The sequence below is a fragment of the Arenimonas oryziterrae DSM 21050 = YC6267 genome (assembly GCF_000420545.1).
Lineage (GTDB): Bacteria > Pseudomonadota > Gammaproteobacteria > Xanthomonadales > Xanthomonadaceae > Arenimonas > Arenimonas oryziterrae.
Window position 1 is genome coordinate 60,714 of record NZ_ATVD01000007.1, and the last position, 16,505, is coordinate 77,218.

General features: G+C 66.3%; 12 protein-coding genes. 7 read left to right on the forward strand and 5 right to left on the reverse strand.

Annotation, left to right across the window (positions count from 1 at the left end):
• Positions 1 to 25: 25 nt before the first annotated feature.
• From G467_RS17040 to G467_RS0114225, 3 genes are all read right to left on the reverse strand, one after another.
• The gene (locus tag G467_RS17040) at positions 26 to 622 is read right to left on the reverse strand and encodes a TlpA family protein disulfide reductase (RefSeq protein WP_022970402.1); all 597 of its coding nucleotides are present in this window, start codon (positions 620 to 622) and stop codon (positions 26 to 28) included.
• The gene (locus G467_RS0114220) at positions 619 to 2,778 is read right to left on the reverse strand and encodes a protein-disulfide reductase DsbD family protein (RefSeq protein ID WP_022970403.1); all 2,160 of its coding nucleotides are present in this window, start codon (positions 2,776 to 2,778) and stop codon (positions 619 to 621) included. The genes G467_RS17040 and G467_RS0114220 overlap by 4 nt, the downstream gene beginning before the upstream one ends.
• 142 nt (positions 2,779 to 2,920) lie before the next feature.
• Entirely contained in the window at positions 2,921 to 4,648 is a 1,728-nt protein-coding gene (locus tag G467_RS0114225; RefSeq protein ID WP_022970404.1) for an endonuclease, read from the reverse strand.
• Positions 4,649 to 5,101: 453 nt separating this feature from the next.
• Between G467_RS0114225 and groES the strand changes: the two genes are divergently transcribed.
• Positions 5,102 to 5,386, forward strand: a complete 285-nt coding sequence (gene groES, locus G467_RS0114230) for a co-chaperone GroES (protein WP_026802718.1) — start codon at positions 5,102 to 5,104, stop codon at positions 5,384 to 5,386.
• 71 nt (positions 5,387 to 5,457) lie between these two features.
• Positions 5,458 to 7,104 (forward strand): chaperonin GroEL, encoded by a 1,647-nt coding sequence (gene groL, locus G467_RS0114235; protein WP_022970406.1) that lies wholly within the window; start codon positions 5,458 to 5,460, stop codon positions 7,102 to 7,104.
• A 202-nt stretch (positions 7,105 to 7,306) separates the two neighbouring features.
• Here the strand turns inward: groL and G467_RS0114240 are convergent, their stop codons facing one another.
• Entirely contained in the window at positions 7,307 to 8,212 is a 906-nt protein-coding gene (locus G467_RS0114240; protein WP_022970407.1) for a LysR substrate-binding domain-containing protein, read from the reverse strand.
• A gap of 120 nt (positions 8,213 to 8,332) precedes the next feature.
• On the opposite strand from G467_RS0114240, the gene G467_RS0114245 reads away from it, so the two are divergent.
• Entirely contained in the window at positions 8,333 to 8,869 is a 537-nt protein-coding gene (locus G467_RS0114245) for an ester cyclase (RefSeq protein ID WP_022970408.1), read from the forward strand.
• Here the strand turns inward: G467_RS0114245 and G467_RS0114250 are convergent.
• A complete protein-coding gene (locus tag G467_RS0114250) occupies positions 8,866 to 9,900 on the reverse strand; it encodes an AraC family transcriptional regulator (RefSeq protein ID WP_022970409.1) in 1,035 nt (344 codons plus the stop codon). The genes G467_RS0114245 and G467_RS0114250 overlap by 4 nt on opposite strands.
• Before the next feature lie 183 nt (positions 9,901 to 10,083).
• On the opposite strand from G467_RS0114250, the gene G467_RS0114255 reads away from it, so the two are divergent.
• The 4 genes from G467_RS0114255 (at position 10,084) to G467_RS0114270 (ending at position 16,379) form a co-directional block, all read left to right on the forward strand.
• Complete coding sequence (locus tag G467_RS0114255; RefSeq protein ID WP_026802721.1) at positions 10,084 to 11,316, forward strand: parallel beta-helix domain-containing protein; 1,233 nt, start codon at positions 10,084 to 10,086, stop codon at positions 11,314 to 11,316.
• Positions 11,268 to 12,527, forward strand: coding sequence for an SO2930 family diheme c-type cytochrome (locus G467_RS17045; RefSeq protein WP_245559083.1), 1,260 nt, complete (start codon positions 11,268 to 11,270; stop codon positions 12,525 to 12,527). Before G467_RS0114255 ends, G467_RS17045 begins: the two co-directional genes overlap by 49 nt.
• 3 nt (positions 12,528 to 12,530) lie before the next feature.
• Entirely contained in the window at positions 12,531 to 14,963 is a 2,433-nt protein-coding gene (locus tag G467_RS0114265) for a TonB-dependent receptor (protein WP_022970410.1), read from the forward strand.
• Between the two features lie 216 nt (positions 14,964 to 15,179).
• Positions 15,180 to 16,379 (forward strand): magnesium transporter, encoded by a 1,200-nt coding sequence (locus G467_RS0114270; RefSeq protein ID WP_051130495.1) that lies wholly within the window; start codon positions 15,180 to 15,182, stop codon positions 16,377 to 16,379.
• The last annotated feature ends 126 nt before the right edge of the window (positions 16,380 to 16,505 follow it).

A 16,505-nucleotide genomic window follows, 5' to 3' on the forward strand; every position in this document is an offset into this window, starting at 1 on the left:
CTGTTTGATTCTGGTTAACCTGTGCTCACCGGGCTTCGTCGACCCAGTCCTGCAGTTCGGCCAGGCTGCGGAAGTCGCCGAAACGGCGCCGCAGCAGGCGCCCGTCGGCGCCGATCAGCACGCTGTAGGGCAAAACGCCCAGGCCGTTGCCCAGGCGCGCGGAGCTGTCGGCGGGGCCGGCGGCCTCGACCAGGATCGGAAAGCCCACCGGCTGCTCGCGCAGGAAACCGCGGGCGTCGTCGGCCTCGTCGAGCGCGATACCCACGACCTGGACGCCGGCGGCGCCCTGGTCCCGGGCATAGCGATCAAGGATCGGCATTTCCCGGCGGCAGGGCTCGCACCAGCTCGCCCAGTAGTTGATCAGGGTGATCCGGCCGGCGACGGGCACCGAGTCCACTTCGCCCTGCAAGGCGGGCAGCGGCAGGCGCGGCATCGCCTGGCCGGGTTCGATGACGGCGACACCCGCCGGGGCTTTGGCGTCGAGCCACTGCCCGAGCAGGCGCTGGCCCCAGTCGGTGCGCAGCAGCGGGCCCGGGCCGCTGACCGCGACGCTCGCGACCAGGCCCAGCACGGCGGCGAGCAGGGCCGCCGCGAGAACGAGGATGCCGTCGCGCGCCTTCATCGTTTACTGGCGGCGTCGGTGAGGGCGTCGCGCATGATTTTTTCGCTGAGCAACTGCGGCAGCTTGCGGCCCTCGCCGCCGCCGGCGGGGAACACCACGTACAGCGGCACGCCCGGGGCTTTGTACTGATCGAGAAACGCGCTGATCTCCGCGTCCTGGTTTGTCCAGTCGCCAACCAGGTACACCGTGCCCGTGTCCGCCAGCAGCTGCTTGAACGCATCGGTGTGCAGCACTGCCTTTTCATTGACCTTGCAGGTGATGCACCAGTCGGCGGTCATGTCGACGAAGACGGGTTTGCCTTCGGCGCGCAGCGCGGCCAGGCGCGCCGCCGAATACGCTTCGCTGCCTTGCGTGGCCGCGGCCGTGCTCGCCTCGCCCGGAATCCGCAGCGCGACGACCAGAGTCGTCGCCGCGATCGCGAGCAGGACCCAGCCGAGGAGCTTCTTGCCGATGCCGGCGACGTAACGCTGTCGTTCGATCCACCACAGGCTCAAGGCGAGCACGACGGCGGCGATCAGCAGCAGGGCGAGCGCATCCATGCCGCGCTGTTTGCCGAACACCCAGGCCAGCCACACGGCGGTGAGATACATCGGATACGCGAGCCATTGCTTGAGCGTGTCCATCCACGCGCCGGGTTTAGGCAGGCGCGTCGCCAGCGCCGGCACGAAACCGATCAGCAGGAAGGGCAGCGCCAGGCCCAGGCCGAGCGCGAGGAACACCAGCAAGGCCGGCACCACCGGCGCCGTGAAGGCATAGCCGAGCGCCGAGCCCATGAATGGCGCCGTGCACGGACTGGCGACAACGACCGCGAGCACGCCGGTGAAAAAATCGCCGGCCGCGCCGGATTTTTCCGTCAGCGACTGGCCCGTGCCGGCGAGGCCGGCGCCGAACTGCCACAGGCCCGACAGGCTCAAGCCGATCGCGAACAGCAGCAGGGTCAGCACCGCGACTACCGACGGCTGCTGCAGCTGGAAGCCCCAGCCCAGAGCTTGTCCGGCACTGCGCAGTGCGAGCACGGCGCCGCCGATCGCCGCAAAACTTGCGAGGACGCCGAGCGTGTACCAGAGCGCGTGTTTTTTCGCGTGCGCGTGGCTTTCTCCGCCTTGCGCCAGACCCAGCGCCTTGAACGACAGCACCGGCAACACGCAGGGCATCAGGTTGAGGATGAGGCCGCCGAAGAAGGCGAGCGCGAGGGCGGTGAGGAAGGCGAGGTAGTTTGAATGGCCCTCGCCGTTCGCGGCCAGGTCCGCTCCTACCACGCCCGCACCGGCGGGCAGGGACAGCGAGAGCGTGCGCGACATCGGCGGATAGCAGATGCCGTCGGTGAGGCAGCCCTGGAAATCGACTTTCAGGTGCAGCGTCTGCGCGGCGGTGTTGCTGCGCGTCAGCGGCACCGGAATCTCGACCTGGTCGAAGTACACGACTACATCGCCGAAATGTTCGTCGCGATGCGGTTTGCCCGCCGGCCAGCGCGGCGTGCCGAGGGTGACGCCGTCGCCGTCGACCAAGCTCAGATGCGTCTTGTCGCGATACAGGTAATAGCCGGGCGCGGGCGTGAGTCGCACCAGCAGCTCGGCCGGCGAATTCGCGATCGCCTCGACATGAAAGGCCTGGTCTTCGGGCAGCACCTCGCCGGTGCCGACGGTCGGCGGCGTATTGCCCGTCAGCGCCGCCAACGCATCGTCCGCCGCCTCGCCACTGTCCGCGACGCTGCCGCTCATGGCCACCGTCACCATCCGCGTCTGCGGCGGATAACACACGCCGATGTCCGCGCAGCCCTGGTACTTGACCTTGAACTGCACGCGCGTCGCATCGCTGGCGGTCGCGCCGGTCTGCACGGCGGTCACCGTGTCGCGATAGGTTTCGACGTCGCCGAAAAATTCGTCGTGGTGTTTGTGACCGGCCGGCAGCTGCAGCGGATTGGCCTTGAACGCCGCATCGACCGGCTGCACCGCGAAACGGTGTTTGTAGAGGTAGTAGCCCGGCGCGATCGTCCAGGTGAATTCGACGCGCTCGCGGCTGACCGATTTGACCTGCAACTGATACGCCTGATCGACCGGCAGCAGATCCTTTTCGCTGACCGCACGCGCCGGCGCGGCCCCGAGCGTGGCGGCGGCGAACAACAGGGCCGCGGCAACGGCAAGGCGGTGGGTCATGGCGGGGTCTCGTTCGGTCCGGGCGCCAGTTTAGAGGTTGTCGCGTCGCCGGCACGTGGCGAAGGTCCCGGAACCGGTGCCGCCGGACAAAAAAACGCCGGGATGGCTCCCGGCGTTTGCTTTCGAACCCGCAGGCCTGCGCTTATTTCAGCGTGCAGGTCGCCGGCTTGGCCGAATTGAACAAGGCCGCCGTCGCCCACTCGGGGTGGTCGATGAACGGGTTGCGGTTGCCCTGGAAGCTGTAGATCACTTCGTTGCGCGCGCGCTCGGCGGCATCCGGCGGATCGGCGGCATTCCAGGCCAGCAGGGTCGAGAGCAGGCCCATGTATGCCGGCGAGCTGGAGGTGATGACGATCTTGCTGCGGTCATCGGTCAGCTCCAGATCGGGTTCGGACTGGCCGGTACCCGGATGGGCGTCGCCTTCGTAGCGGATCGCCATGTACAGCACCGCGCGCGCCATGTCGCCCTTGCGCTTGCCCCAGACCTGGAACGAGCCGGCATTGCCGTCGGGCGACTTCACCCAGTTCGAATTGCCCGGATACACGCCGCTGCCGCCGCCCTGGCCGTTGTTGGCCTCGGTCACGCGCTCGCCGCAACCGCTGGCGAGCGTGCAATCGGCATACGGCTTGTTGCCGCGGTCGGCGTTCCAGGTCGCGTCGGTCAGGTACAGCATGTGCGTGTCGGTATACGGCGCGTACGGCAGACCGAGGTTGCCCGTCGCCGTGCCGAAGCCCAGCGAGTTCGGCCAGGTGTGCTCGCGGTTGTAGCGCAGGCCGGTGCCCGAGCCGGCGCGTTCGGTGACCTTGACGTAGCTACGGTTGCGGTACGCGTCGAGGATGCGGCCGGCATTGTTCGGATCCTCGTCGGCGATCTCCAGGATCGTCCACACACTCGTGCCCGTGCTGGAGCTGTACGGATACGCGGTGTGGCCGCGGATCGTCGCGTGCAGCGAGCAACGCAGCTGTGAGGCGCTGGAGGTGTTGACGTGGCTGTAGTAGCCCGTCTGTGCCTGCGCGACATTGAACGCGACAACGCTGTTGGCCGCGAGCTTGGCGCCGCCGCTGTCGGTGACTTTCGTCGCGACCACGGTCAGCGTGCAGCTTTCGCCGCCGGTGAGAGCGGTGCCGGTGGAGATCAGGAAGCCGCTGCCGCTGGACGGATAGCTCAGGGCGACGGCGCCGGAGGTCGCGCACTGCAGCGTGAACGCACCACTCGCCAGCGTCACCGCCTCGCTGAAGTTGACTTGCAGATCGCCCGCGGCGGGGAAATCCGTCGCACCATTCACGGGCAAGGTGGAGGTGACGGTCGGCGGCGGATTCGGCGCGCTGAAGGTCTGGCCGTTGTTGCAGCCGCCGAAGGTCTGCGTCGCCGACGCGCGCCAGGTGAAGCTCGCCGAGCCGGTGCCGCTGCCACCGAGTTGCAGCGAGGTGCCGGCGGCGGTGTTGTTGGATTCTTCGACGGCCAGCGCGGTGCTGGTCAAGCCGGCGGCGGGGCCGCTCGAGGCCTTGATGCCGCCTTCGTAACTCACGAACTGCACGACGGTGCCGCTGGGATTGACCAGGGCGATGCCGTCGTTGGCGCCGTTCTGGATGCCATTGGTCGGGTAGCTCACGGTTGCGATGCGCACCGTGCCGCCGCAGGTGACCAGGCTGCCGGTCGGCACGAGGTCGTTGTCGTAGTAGGTCGCGGCGGTCGTCGAGCCGGTGCCGTTGTAAAGATAGAGGCGATAGCTGCTGAGGGTCTCGCCGGCCGTAGCGACGATCTCGATGCGCTCGCCGACGTCGCCGCTGCTGGTGGCGTCGTCGTAATGGATTTCATTGATGAACACTTCCGCCTGCGCGGTTCCGGCACACAGGCCGGCAACAAGCATCGCCGCCCCCAGGCGGCGGCTATGGGTCACTCCAGACATTCCTCTCTCCCCGGTAAGGCCCAACAACGCTGGGCAAAAAAAACGCACCCTCGGAAGGGTGCCGGGCGATTGTGTCAAAGAGACTGTGTCGTGCGTCACAGAATGGCCTCCCCCGCGGACGCTGGAGCCAAGTGATTGATTTTCCTGGGCGTGGGCGGGCCGGTTTTGTTGCGCCGCGCCATGCCAAGTGCGCGAAATCGCGTCGTCCGGCCAGTCCGCGCAGACCCGCCCAAGCGATGAATCCCGTTCCGGGGTGTTGAATCGCGGCGCCCCGGCCCCATCAAGGAGGGGCCGCAGCGCTACCTAACGGTCATCACTGCGCGCTAAAATTGGCACTCATCGGGGTCGAGTGCTAACAGCCTCCCCCGACGTCCACGCAAGTCTTTGATTCATTTAGCCATCAAGAGGAACAGCATGAACATCAAGCCGCTTTACGATCGCGTCGTCATCAAGCGTATGGAAGAAGAAAAGATGTCCGCCGGCGGTATCGTCATTCCCGATTCGGCCACCGAGAAGCCCATCAAGGGTGAAGTGCTCGCCGTCGGCGAAGGCAAGGCCCTCGACAACGGTTCCGTCCGCGCCCCGAAGGTCAAGGTCGGCGACAAGGTCCTGTTCGGCAAGTACGCCGGCACCGAGATCAAGCTCGACGGCAACGACATCCTGGTGGTCAAGGAAGACGACATCCTCGCGATCCTCTGATCCCGGCCGAGCGCGGCCCGCCCGCCGCTCGCCGTTCCCCCTATTCGAAACAGCATTGAGGTATTTCAGACATGGCAGCTAAAGACATTCGTTTCGGCGAAGACGCCCGTTCCCGCATGGTCAAGGGTGTCAACATCCTCGCCAATGCCGTGAAGGCAACCCTGGGCCCGAAGGGCCGCAACGTCGTGCTCGAGAAGAGCTTCGGCGCGCCGACGATCACCAAGGACGGCGTCTCCGTCGCCAAGGAAATCGAACTGGCCGACAAGTTCGAGAACATGGGCGCGCAGATGGTCAAGGAAGTCGCTTCCAAGACCTCCGACACCGCCGGTGACGGCACCACGACCGCGACCGTGCTCGCGCAGGCGATCATCCGCGAAGGCATGAAGGCGGTCGCCGCCGGCATGAACCCGATGGACCTCAAGCGCGGCATCGACAAGGCCGTCGTGTCGGCCGTCGAAGAGCTTAAGAAGATCTCCAAGCCGTGCTCGGACAGCAAGGAAATCGCCCAGGTCGGTTCGATCTCGGCCAACTCCGATCACAACATCGGCGAGCTGATCGCCAAGGCCATGGACAAGGTCGGCAAGGAAGGCGTGATCACCGTTGAAGAAGGCTCGGGCCTGGACAACGAACTCGACGTCGTCGAGGGCATGCAGTTCGACCGCGGCTATCTGTCGCCGTACTTCATCAACAACCAGCAGTCGATGTCGGCCGAGCTCGATGACCCGTTCATCCTGCTGCACGACAAGAAGATCTCGAACGTGCGCGAGCTGCTGCCCGTGCTCGAAGCCGTCGCCAAGGCCGGCAAGCCGCTGCTGATCGTCGCCGAGGAAGTCGAAGGCGAAGCCCTCGCCACGCTCGTCGTCAACACCATCCGCGGCATCGTCAAGGTCTGCGCCGTGAAGGCGCCGGGCTTCGGCGACCGTCGCAAGGCGATGCTCGAAGACATGGCCATCCTCACCGGCGGCACCGTGATCTCCGAAGAAGTCGGCCTCGCGCTCGACAAGGCCACGATCAAGGATCTGGGCCGCGCCAAGAAGATCCAGGTCTCCAAGGAAAACACCACGATCATCGACGGCGCTGGCGTGGCCGACGGTATCCAGGCGCGCATCAAGCAGATCAAGGCGCAGATCGAAGAGACCTCGTCGGACTACGATCGCGAGAAGCTGCAGGAACGCGTCGCCAAGCTCGCCGGCGGCGTCGCCGTGATCAAGGTCGGTGCCTCGACCGAAATCGAAATGAAGGAAAAGAAGGCCCGCGTCGAAGACGCGCTGCACGCTACGCGTGCCGCCGTGGAAGAAGGCGTGGTCCCGGGCGGCGGCGTTGCGCTGATCCGCGCGCTGTCGACGATCTCCGGCCTTAAGGGTGCGAACGAAGACCAGAACCACGGTGTCGCGATCGCCCTGCGCGCGATGGAAGCGCCGCTGCGCGAAATCGTCACCAACTGCGGCGAAGAGCCGTCGGTGGTGCTGAACAAGGTCAAGGAGGGCAAGGGTAGCTTCGGCTACAACGCCGCGACCGGCGAGTACGGCGACATGCTGGCCATGGGCATCCTGGACCCGACCAAGGTCACGCGCACCGCGCTGCAGAACGCGGCGTCCATCGCCGGCCTGATGATCACCACCGAAGCGATGGTGGCCGACATGCCGAAGAAGGATGACGCGGGCGCCGGCGGTCACGGCGGTGGCGGCATGGGCGGCATGGGCGGTATGGATTTCTGATTATTGCCCCACGCTGTGGGGCAATAATTCGCCGGATTGGACCGCCCGTTGGGCGTTCAATCCGGCGGGGAATTCCGGCTTGCATCGCTATCGAAAAAACCCCGCTTCGGCGGGGTTTTTTTGTGCGCGGCACTTCTCTCCCTCTCCCTCCGGGACGACCGAAGGGAGTGCAGAGCTGAGGGTCGGGGTGAGGGCCGCCGCATCACTTCCGCAGGCGGGTCTCTCCGCCCACCTGCTTCGCGTACTGTCGCGCCTGCGCCAGCAGCCAGTCGCGGAACAGGCGCACGCTCTGCCGTTTTTCCGAGCGCGGCGGCATCACCAGATAGTGCGAGAACTCCGCGCGCAGTCGCTGCTTGCTCAAGGCCAGCAGGCGGCCGGTCTCGATCAGCGGACGCGCCATCGTCATGCGCCCCAGCGCGATGCCCAGACCCTCGACCGCCGCCTTGTGCAGGGTCTCGGAGTCGCTGAAGTGCGCGACGAATCGCGCGGGTGGGGTGCCGCCGGCGCGCTCGAACCAGGCCGGCCAGCGGCCGCCGGGATCGCCGAGCAAGGGGCAGGCGGAGAGGTCGCGCAGGCGCTCGCGTCCCAGTCGCTTGACCAGTGCCGGGCTCGCCACCGGCGTCAGGGTTTCGTCAAACAGGTGTTCGGCGATCAGGCCGGGCCATTGCCCGCCGCCGAAACGGATCGCGGCGTCGATGGGTTCGAGCTCGAAGTTCACCAGCACCGGAGTCGACTGCAGATTGATCTGCAGTTCCGGATGCGCGGCGACGAATTCCGGCAGGCGCGGCAGCAGCCAGCTCGAAGCCATCGACGGCATCAAGCTGAGATTGAGGATGTCGTCGGAGGGAATCTCGCACTGCCGCAGTGCGCGCTCGATCGCGCCCAGCGGCGCAGCGATGCCATCGATGAGGCGCTCGCCTTCCGCGGTCAGGCTTACGCCGCGCGAGCCGCGAATGAACAGCTTGCGGCCGAGCCGTTCCTCGAGTCCGCGCATCTGATGGCTTAGCGCGCTGACGGTGAGATTGAGCTGGCCGGCGGCGCGCGACAGATTGCCCAGGCGGGCGGCAAGCAGGAAGCTTTCGAGGGCGGCGAGCGGCAATCGTCCCATGTGAATATTCCTCAAGTCTGGCTTGCCAAATCGTCGCTTTTTGCCCGGATTCGGCCCGCGTATCTTCTACCACACTCAAGACGGGGCCTCACGCACCGTCCTCAGCCAAGGGAGAAGATCATGACCATCTGGAAAGAATTGCTGTTCCTCGGCGGCTACCTGTCGACCGCCACCGTGCAGGCCGAGGCGGCCCAGGTCGCACCGCCTGCCAATGCCACGCCCAAGTCCGTGGTCTCGGGCTTCCTGCGCGTGGTGCGCAGCGGCGAAGCGCCCGGTCGCGCAAGCCAGTATTTGGCCGCGAACGTGATCGCCCATCAGCTCAATGCCGAAGCGCCGGCCGATGTCGTGCGCACGCCCGAGGACTATGCGCAGCATGTGCGCGAATTCCGCGACATCTACGGCGACTTCGATCTGGAAGTCACCGAGCTCATCGCCGAAGGCGACCGCGTGTACGCGCGCTGGCGTCAGCGCGGCTGCCATGTCGGTGCCGTCGATGGTCACGCGCCGACGCGCCGGCCGGTCGTGGAACTGGCCAGCGCGGTGTACCGCGTCGTCGACGGACGCATCGTCGAATACTGGATCCAGGTCGATCGCTACGGCACCGAAGCGCAGCTGCGTTCCAACGAAACCAGCGCCGCCCTGGCGGCCTGCGCCTAAAGGCCGGCGTTGCGCATCGCGCGCGGTGGCACGCCGGTCCAGCGCTTGAACGCGCGGCGGAATTCGCGCACGTCGCGAAAACCCACCGCCGTGCCGATCTCGGCGATGGTCAGGTCGGCCTTCTGCAACAGACCGGTCGCATGTTCGCTGCGGATGCGGTCATGCAACTGCTTGAAGCCCACGCCGGCGGCGGTCAGCTGCCGGCGCAGGGTGCGCTCGGTGAGATTGAGCGTGCTGGCGATGTCGGCCAGCATCGGGTTGTGCGCCAGCCGGCTGCGCAGCAGGCGGGCGACGGCGTCGGTGATTTCGTTCTGCGCGGGCAGGGCGGCCGATTGCGCCTCGCATAGCGCCAAGGACTGCTGCGCGGTGATCGGGTTATAGGTCGGCAGGGCGAATTCCAGCCAGCGCGTGTCGATGATCGCGCGACTTTCCAGCGCGCCGAAGCGCACCTCGCAGCCGAACAGGGCCGCATAACGATCGGCATGCGCCGGCGCCGGGTAGGCGAGCTCCATGAGCCGCGGCCGGAACGATTCGCCGACCAGGGTGCGGCAGACCATCAGCGAACTCGACAGCAGCTCTTCGCACAGAAACGGCAGCAGGTCGGCGTCCGGGTAGCGCTGGCGCACGATGATCGCGATCCGCGTCGCGTCGAGGGCCTCGAAGTCCAGATCGACCAGACTGCCGGTGATGCGGTGGTGCTCGACGCTGATCGCAAGCGCGTCGCCGAAGGTGCGCGCGGTCATCATCGCCAGACCGAGCACGCCGAAGTTGCCGATGTTCTGCCGGCTGCCCACGTCCAGGCCCAGACCGGGGTCGGTCAGCGAACGCAGCGCGCGCTTGAGCACGAGCCGTGCCTGGCGATAGGACACGCGCACGCTGGCGTCGTGGATCTGCTCGCGCGTCAGGCCCAGACCGGAGAACCAGTGACGGCAGTCGAGGCCGCGTTCTTCGGCGACTTCGGCCAGGCAGGACAGGATGTTGGTGGTGATCACCGCCTCAGTGAGACGGGCGTCGCTAATCCGCTTTTTCATGGTCACCGGCCGCCGGTTTGTCCGTTTTGCCCCCCGTACTATGCCGCTTTTGCCCTCATCGGCGTTAGCGATTCTGGCCAGACTCGGACGTCACCGGCCGGGAGGGGCCGTCGGCGCCGTGCGGGTCCGACGGCACCGATGCGCTCGCCTGGCCGTCCCCCACGCGGTACAGGAGACGGCTCGATGCGCAGGATTCTCCCAATGGCAATCGTGGCGGCGTTGCTCGCCGGCTGCGGCAAGGACAGCGCACCGGTCGCCCGGACCGCGCAGGACACCGACTTCCAGAACAAGCTCATCGAACGCCTGATCGACGCCAAGCCCGGCGACGTCATCGAGATCCCGGCCGGCACCTACCGCTTCGACCGCAGCCTGAGCCTGCGCGTGAGCGGCGTGACCATCCGCGGCGCCGGCATGGACAAGACGATTCTTTCCTTCAAGGGCCAGGTCAGCGGCGCCGAGGGCCTGTTGGTCAACGCCAGCGACTTCACCCTGGAGCACCTCGCGATCGAGGACAGCAAGGGCGACGGCCTGAAGATCAACGAAGGCGAGAACATCACCATTCGCGGCGTGCGCGTGGAATGGACGGGCGGGCCGAGCACCAGCAACGGCGCCTACGGCATCTATCCGGTGAAGACGAAGAACGTGCTCATCGAGGATTCGGTCGCGATCGGCGCGTCGGACGCCGGCATCTACGTCGGCCAGTCGCAGAACATCGTGCTGCGCCGCTCGCGCGCCGAGCGCAATGTCGCCGGCATCGAGATCGAGAACTCGGTCAATGCCGACGTTTACGAGAACGTCGCGACCGGCAATACCGGCGGCATCCTCGTGTTCAACATGCCCAACCTCTCGCAGGCCGGGCACAGCACGCGTGTGTTCAACAACAAAGTCACGGCCAACAATCTCGGCAATTTCGCTGCCAAGGGTGCCGCAGTCGCCAGCGTGCCGGCGGGTTCGGGCGTGGTGGTCAATTCCAATGACCGCGTCGAGATCTTCGACAACGACATCGCCGACAACGACACCGCGAACGTGATCATCTCGAGCTACTTCTCGACCAACTACATGAACAGTCGCGGCGTCGAAGCCGGTTTCGATCCGTATCCCGAAGACATTTACGTATACGGCAACCGCTTCAAGGGCGGCGGCGCGTCGCCCGACGGCCTGGACCTGAAGGCCCTGCGCATGGCGATGTACGGCCTCAACGGCCATCTGCCCGACATTCTCTGGGACGGTTACGTCAACAAGGATCGTCAGGTCGATGGCAAGCCGGCCGGCCCGGGCCTGTGCATCGCGAACGGCCAGGCGGGCATGCTCAACGCCGACGGTCCGAACAAGTACAAGAATCCGGTCGACGTGAGCGGCCAGTTCCATTGCGATCTGCCGAAACTGCCGCCGGTCGTGCTGGCCGCGAAGGCGTGATGCAGGCGATGCCGGTCGGTGCGACGACGTTGCAGGGAATTCGCACCGGGCTGTGCGCGCTCGCGCTGCTGGCGCTGGCGGCGTGCTCGCGCGCGCCGGCGCCGGTGCAGTTCCACGCGCAGGGCAATCCGCCCAAGCTCAGCGACTGGCATGTGCTGCAGGTCGCCGACGGGCACCTGCAGCTCAATGCCGGCGTCGTGCCGTACGACCTCAACACGCCGCTGTTCAGTGACTACGCACGCAAGCTGCGCACGCTGTGGCTGCCTGCCGGCACGGCGGCGCGCTACGAAAATGAGCGGCCGTTCGATTTTCCGGTCGGCACGATCGTCAGCAAGACCTTCTATTACCCGTTGCCTGCGCGCGGCGACGGCGACACCGTGCGCGGCACCGACGTCCGCGCCGACGCGATTGCCGCCGACGGGCTGCCGCTCGCCGGCGTGCGTTTGATCGAGACGCGCCTGCTCGTGCGCCGGCAGGAGGGCTGGATCGCGCTGCCCTATGTCTGGAACGCGGAACAGACCGACGCCGTGCTCGCGCGTGCCGGCGACGAAATACCGCTGGAGCTTCTGCGCGACGACGGCCGCCGCGAGAAGTTCACCTATGTCGTGCCGAATGCGAACCAGTGCGCCGGCTGCCACGCGACCGACAACAAGGCGCGCGCGATCGAACCGATCGGCCTGAAAGCACGGCACCTCAATCGCGACTACGCCTACGTGAATGGCGATGCGAACCAGCTCAAGCATCTTTCCGATCTGGGCTATCTCACCGGCCTGCCGGGTTTGGCGGCCTTGCCGCGCAATGCCGACTGGCAGGATGACTCGCAGCCGCTGGACCGTCGTGCGCGCGCGTATCTGGACATCAACTGCGGTCATTGCCACAACCCCAAAGGTCCGGCAAACACCTCGGGCCTCACGCTCGACAGCGCCACCACCGAAACGATGCGTCTGGGCGTGTGCAAACCGCCGGTCGCGGCGGGGCAGGGCACGGGTAATCACCTGTTCGACATCGTGCCGGGCAAGCCCGGCGAATCGATCCTGTCCTACCGGATGGGCTCGACCGATCCGGGCGCGATGATGCCCGAGCTCGGCCGCGGCACGCGGCACGACGCGGGCGTGGCCCTCATCAACGAATGGATCGGCGCGACAACCGGCAGCTGCGCGCTGGTTACGCCCGCCGACAACATCACCATGGTTCTGCACACAGGGGAGTAATGCATGTCCATCCGTACCCACAAACTTGCCGAGGGTCTGCGTCTGGCCTTGTTGGGCAGCGTGGCGATGAGTTTCTCGCCCGGTTTCGCCTTCGCGCAGCAAGCCGCGGCGCCCGCCGAGGACGCGAAGAAAGCCACTGATCTGGGCGAGATCGTTGTCACCGCGCAGAGCCGCGAACAGAGCCTGCAGGAAGTGCCGATCACGGTCACGGTCATCACCGACCGGCGCATCGAGCAACTCGCGGCGACCGACCTGTCGGACATGGACGCGTTCATTCCCGGCCTGCAGATTTCCGACAACAGTCCCACCCAGCCGCGTTATGCCATCCGTGGCATCAGCACCGGTGATTTCGGCATCGGCACCGATCCGGCCGTCGGTGTGTACATCGACGGCGTGTATGCCGCGCGCTCGGGTGGCGCCCTGCTCGCCTTCAACGACGTCGAACGCATCGAAGTGCTGAAGGGACCGCAGGGAACCCTGTTCGGGCGCAACAGCGCCGCCGGTGCGGTATCGATCATCAGCAAGAAACCCGGCGACCAGTTTGAGGGCCGCGCGCGTTTGCGCTGGGGCAACGACGGCCGCCAGTACCTCGACGGTCTGGTCAACGCGCCGATCAATGAGGACATGGCGCTGCGCGTGAGCGCGCTGAGTAATCGCAGCGACGGTTGGTTGCGCGACAGTGCGACCGGCGAGCGCTATCACGGCGATGACAGCTGGGCCGCGCGCGCGGTGCTGCGCTGGGATGCCAGCGAAAAAACCCAGGTGCTGCTTAGCTATGACCACGAGGCGATCGACCAGCTCGCGCGCCCGGCCATCGGCCTGGTCGCCTTGCCGGCCTATCCGGGACTGCCGCCGTACCCGGCCGATCCGGCCACGTATCTGGATCCGCGTTCGGCGCCCGTGTTCAACGACGTGGTCGGCAACGAGGAATCGCGTCGCTTCGATGGCGGCACGCTCAGCATCGACCATCAAACCGACTGGGGCAGTTTCGTTTCCACGACCGCCTGGCGCGGTTTCGAGACCGTCAACCGCGAGGACGAGGACGGCACCAATCGCATCAATCTGTATTTCGACACCGCCAACCGCGAGAAGAACCAGAGCTGGTACCAGGAGTTCAAGTTCTCCGGCGCGAACGAGCGCATCGACTGGGTCGCGGGCGTGAGCTACTACCGCGAACACGCGCGCCAGGTCAGCGACACCAATGCCTTCACCGACAGCATGGACACCGTGCTGCTCAACACCGCCGGCCTGCCGGCCTATTCGATCCTCCAGCAGGTGCTCATCGACAACGCGATCCCGCTGTCGGTGTTCGGGCATAGCTGGCAGGAATCGATGCACAACGACGGCCGGTTCACGTCGCAGGCGGTGTTCGGCGACGTGATCTGGCATCTCAACGACAAGCTCAACCTGACCACCGGCCTGCGCTACACGCGCGACAGCAAGCATTTCAGCTGGTTCAACGGACCGCGTTATGCGCCAGGCCTGGATGCGACCCTGGCCACGCTTGATGCGATGGGCCTGTTCGGCATGGATCCGATGCTGGCCATGCTGCGACCGGTGTTCGACATGGACATCGTGTTCGCGCTGCCGCCGGGCGTCGACGGCGCGCTGATTGAGCGCAGCGACACCTGGCAGGATTTCAGTCCGCGCGTCGTGCTCGACTATCGCGCCAGCGAACACCTGATGTGGTTCGGCTCGGTGGCCAAGGGCTACAAGGCCGGCGGTTTCAACAGCGTCGAGGTCGGCTCGCATTTCGACAACGAGGACGTCTGGAACTACGAGGCCGGCTTCAAGAGCCGCTTCCCCGGCCAACGCCTGCAGTTCAACGGCTCGGTCTATCACTACGTCTACAAGGACAAGCAGGCAATCCGCCTGGATCCGAGCAGCTCGGGCTCGGGCATTCCGCAGTACCTGGTCGACACCAGCGACGAGCAGGCCTGGGGTTTCGAGCTCGATGCGCAGTGGCAGGCGACCGACGGCCTGGGCCTGCAGGCGTCGCTGGCGTACATCGACGCGACCTACAAGGACAAGATCACCTCGACCGGCGTGGATCTGTCCGGCGAACCGACCGGCGAGCCGACGCTGTCGTTCGCGCTCGGCGGCGACTATCGCTGGATGACCGCGCACGGCGACGTCGAGCTGTCGGTGCTGCACGCCTATCGCAGCAAGGGTCGTTGCAACGGCGACTCGCAGCTGCAAGGCACGTGTTCGGCGAGCCCGAACTTCCAGTCCAATGCCGCCCAGCAACGCACCGATGTGCGTCTGGGCTGGACCTCGCCGGACGACCGCTGGGGCGTCGCGGTTTTCGGCAACAACGTTTTCGACAAGCGCTACGTGACCGGCGTGGGCAACCTCACCACGAGCGTATTCGGCACGCCGACCGCGAACATCTCGCCGCCCCGGCAATGGGGTCTGGAGTTGCGCGCATCGTTTTGAGCACCGCGCGCCTCTTTGATCCGATGACCCAAGGCAAGACCGGCATAGACCGGTCGGACCCGGCCTCTCGGCCACTCCGGACCCCGCCGTGAGGCGGGGCTTTCTTTTTTTTGGGCAAATCGCCGGTGTTGCCGCACCGGTGTCGCGGGCTTCGGCCCGAACTGGCCGCTCGATACGCTACCCTAGCGGTCTCGCCCATCGGATTGCGGAGTGCCCGTGAGCCAAGAAGCTCAAGCCCTGCTCAACAAGGTCGCCGCCCTCGACACCCAGACCGCGATCGAGCGGCTCGATGCCCGCGACCCCGCCGAAGTGGCCAAGCTGCTCGCGTCCCTGCCGCCGGCCCGCGCCAACAACATCCTGGCGGCGATGAGCGAGGACACACGCGCGCGCATCATGGAGGCTGCGCCCGCAGGCACCGACTGGAGCGACGCGCAGCGTTATCCGGAAGGCACGGTCGGCCGCCTGCTCGAGGATCCGCCGGCGGTGTTCCGCAGCGGCACCAGCGTCGCCACCGCGGTGGACGTGCTGCGCGAGACGATCCGCAATCGCATGGTCACCTACCTGTTCGTCATCGACGCGCAGAACCACCTGATCGGCGTCACCGCCTTCCGCGAACTGCTCTATGCCGAACGCACGCAGACGCTGGACGAGGTGATGCTGCGGGCGCCGTTCTTCCTGCGCCCCGAGATGACCATGGTCGAGGCGATGCGCGAAGTCGTCACGCGCCATTTCCCGGTGTATCCGGTCTGCGAGGAAGACGGCACCCTGGTCGGCCAGGTGCGCGGGCAGGTGCTGTTCGAACAGCAGGCCTTCGAAATCTCGGCGCAGGCCGGTGCGATGGTCGGTGTCGAGAAGGAAGAGCGTCTCGCGACGCCCTTGCTGCGCAGCTTCAAGTTCCGGCATCCGTGGCTGCAGATCAACCTGCTGACGGTGTTCGTGTCGGCGGCGGTCGTGGGCATCTTCAAGGACACGATCAATTCGGTCGTCGTGCTGGCGATGTTCCTGCCGGTGCTCGGCGGACAGAGCGGCAATCTCGGCTGCCAGTCGATGGCCGTGCTGCTGCGGGGCATGACCCTGGGCGAGCTGCGCGGCATGAAGGTCGCAGCGCTGATCGGCAAGGAGGCCATGCTCGGCCTGATGAACGGCTCGGTGACCGGCGCGCTCGCGGGCGTGGCGATGTACATCGTCGCCAGCCGCGAGCACGGCGCGCAGCCGCCGCTGTACCTGGCCCTGATCACCGCCATCGCCATGGCCACCAGCTGCATGATCGCCGGCGTCGCCGGCACCACGATTCCGCTGGTGCTCAAGCGCCTGGGCGCGGACCCGGCGACGGCCTCGAGCATCTTCCTGACCACCATCACCGACGTGGTCAGCATGGGCATGTTCCTTGGCATGGTGACCTGGTTCCTGCTGTAATTGCTGCACTGCAACGTGCATCGTTTCCGAGGCCCGGTGACGATGCGATCGGCTTCCGACGTGGGGGAGGGAGCGGAAAGCCCGCAGCTGCTCAGCGCTGCGGGCTTTTCTTTTTGAGCGCCATGC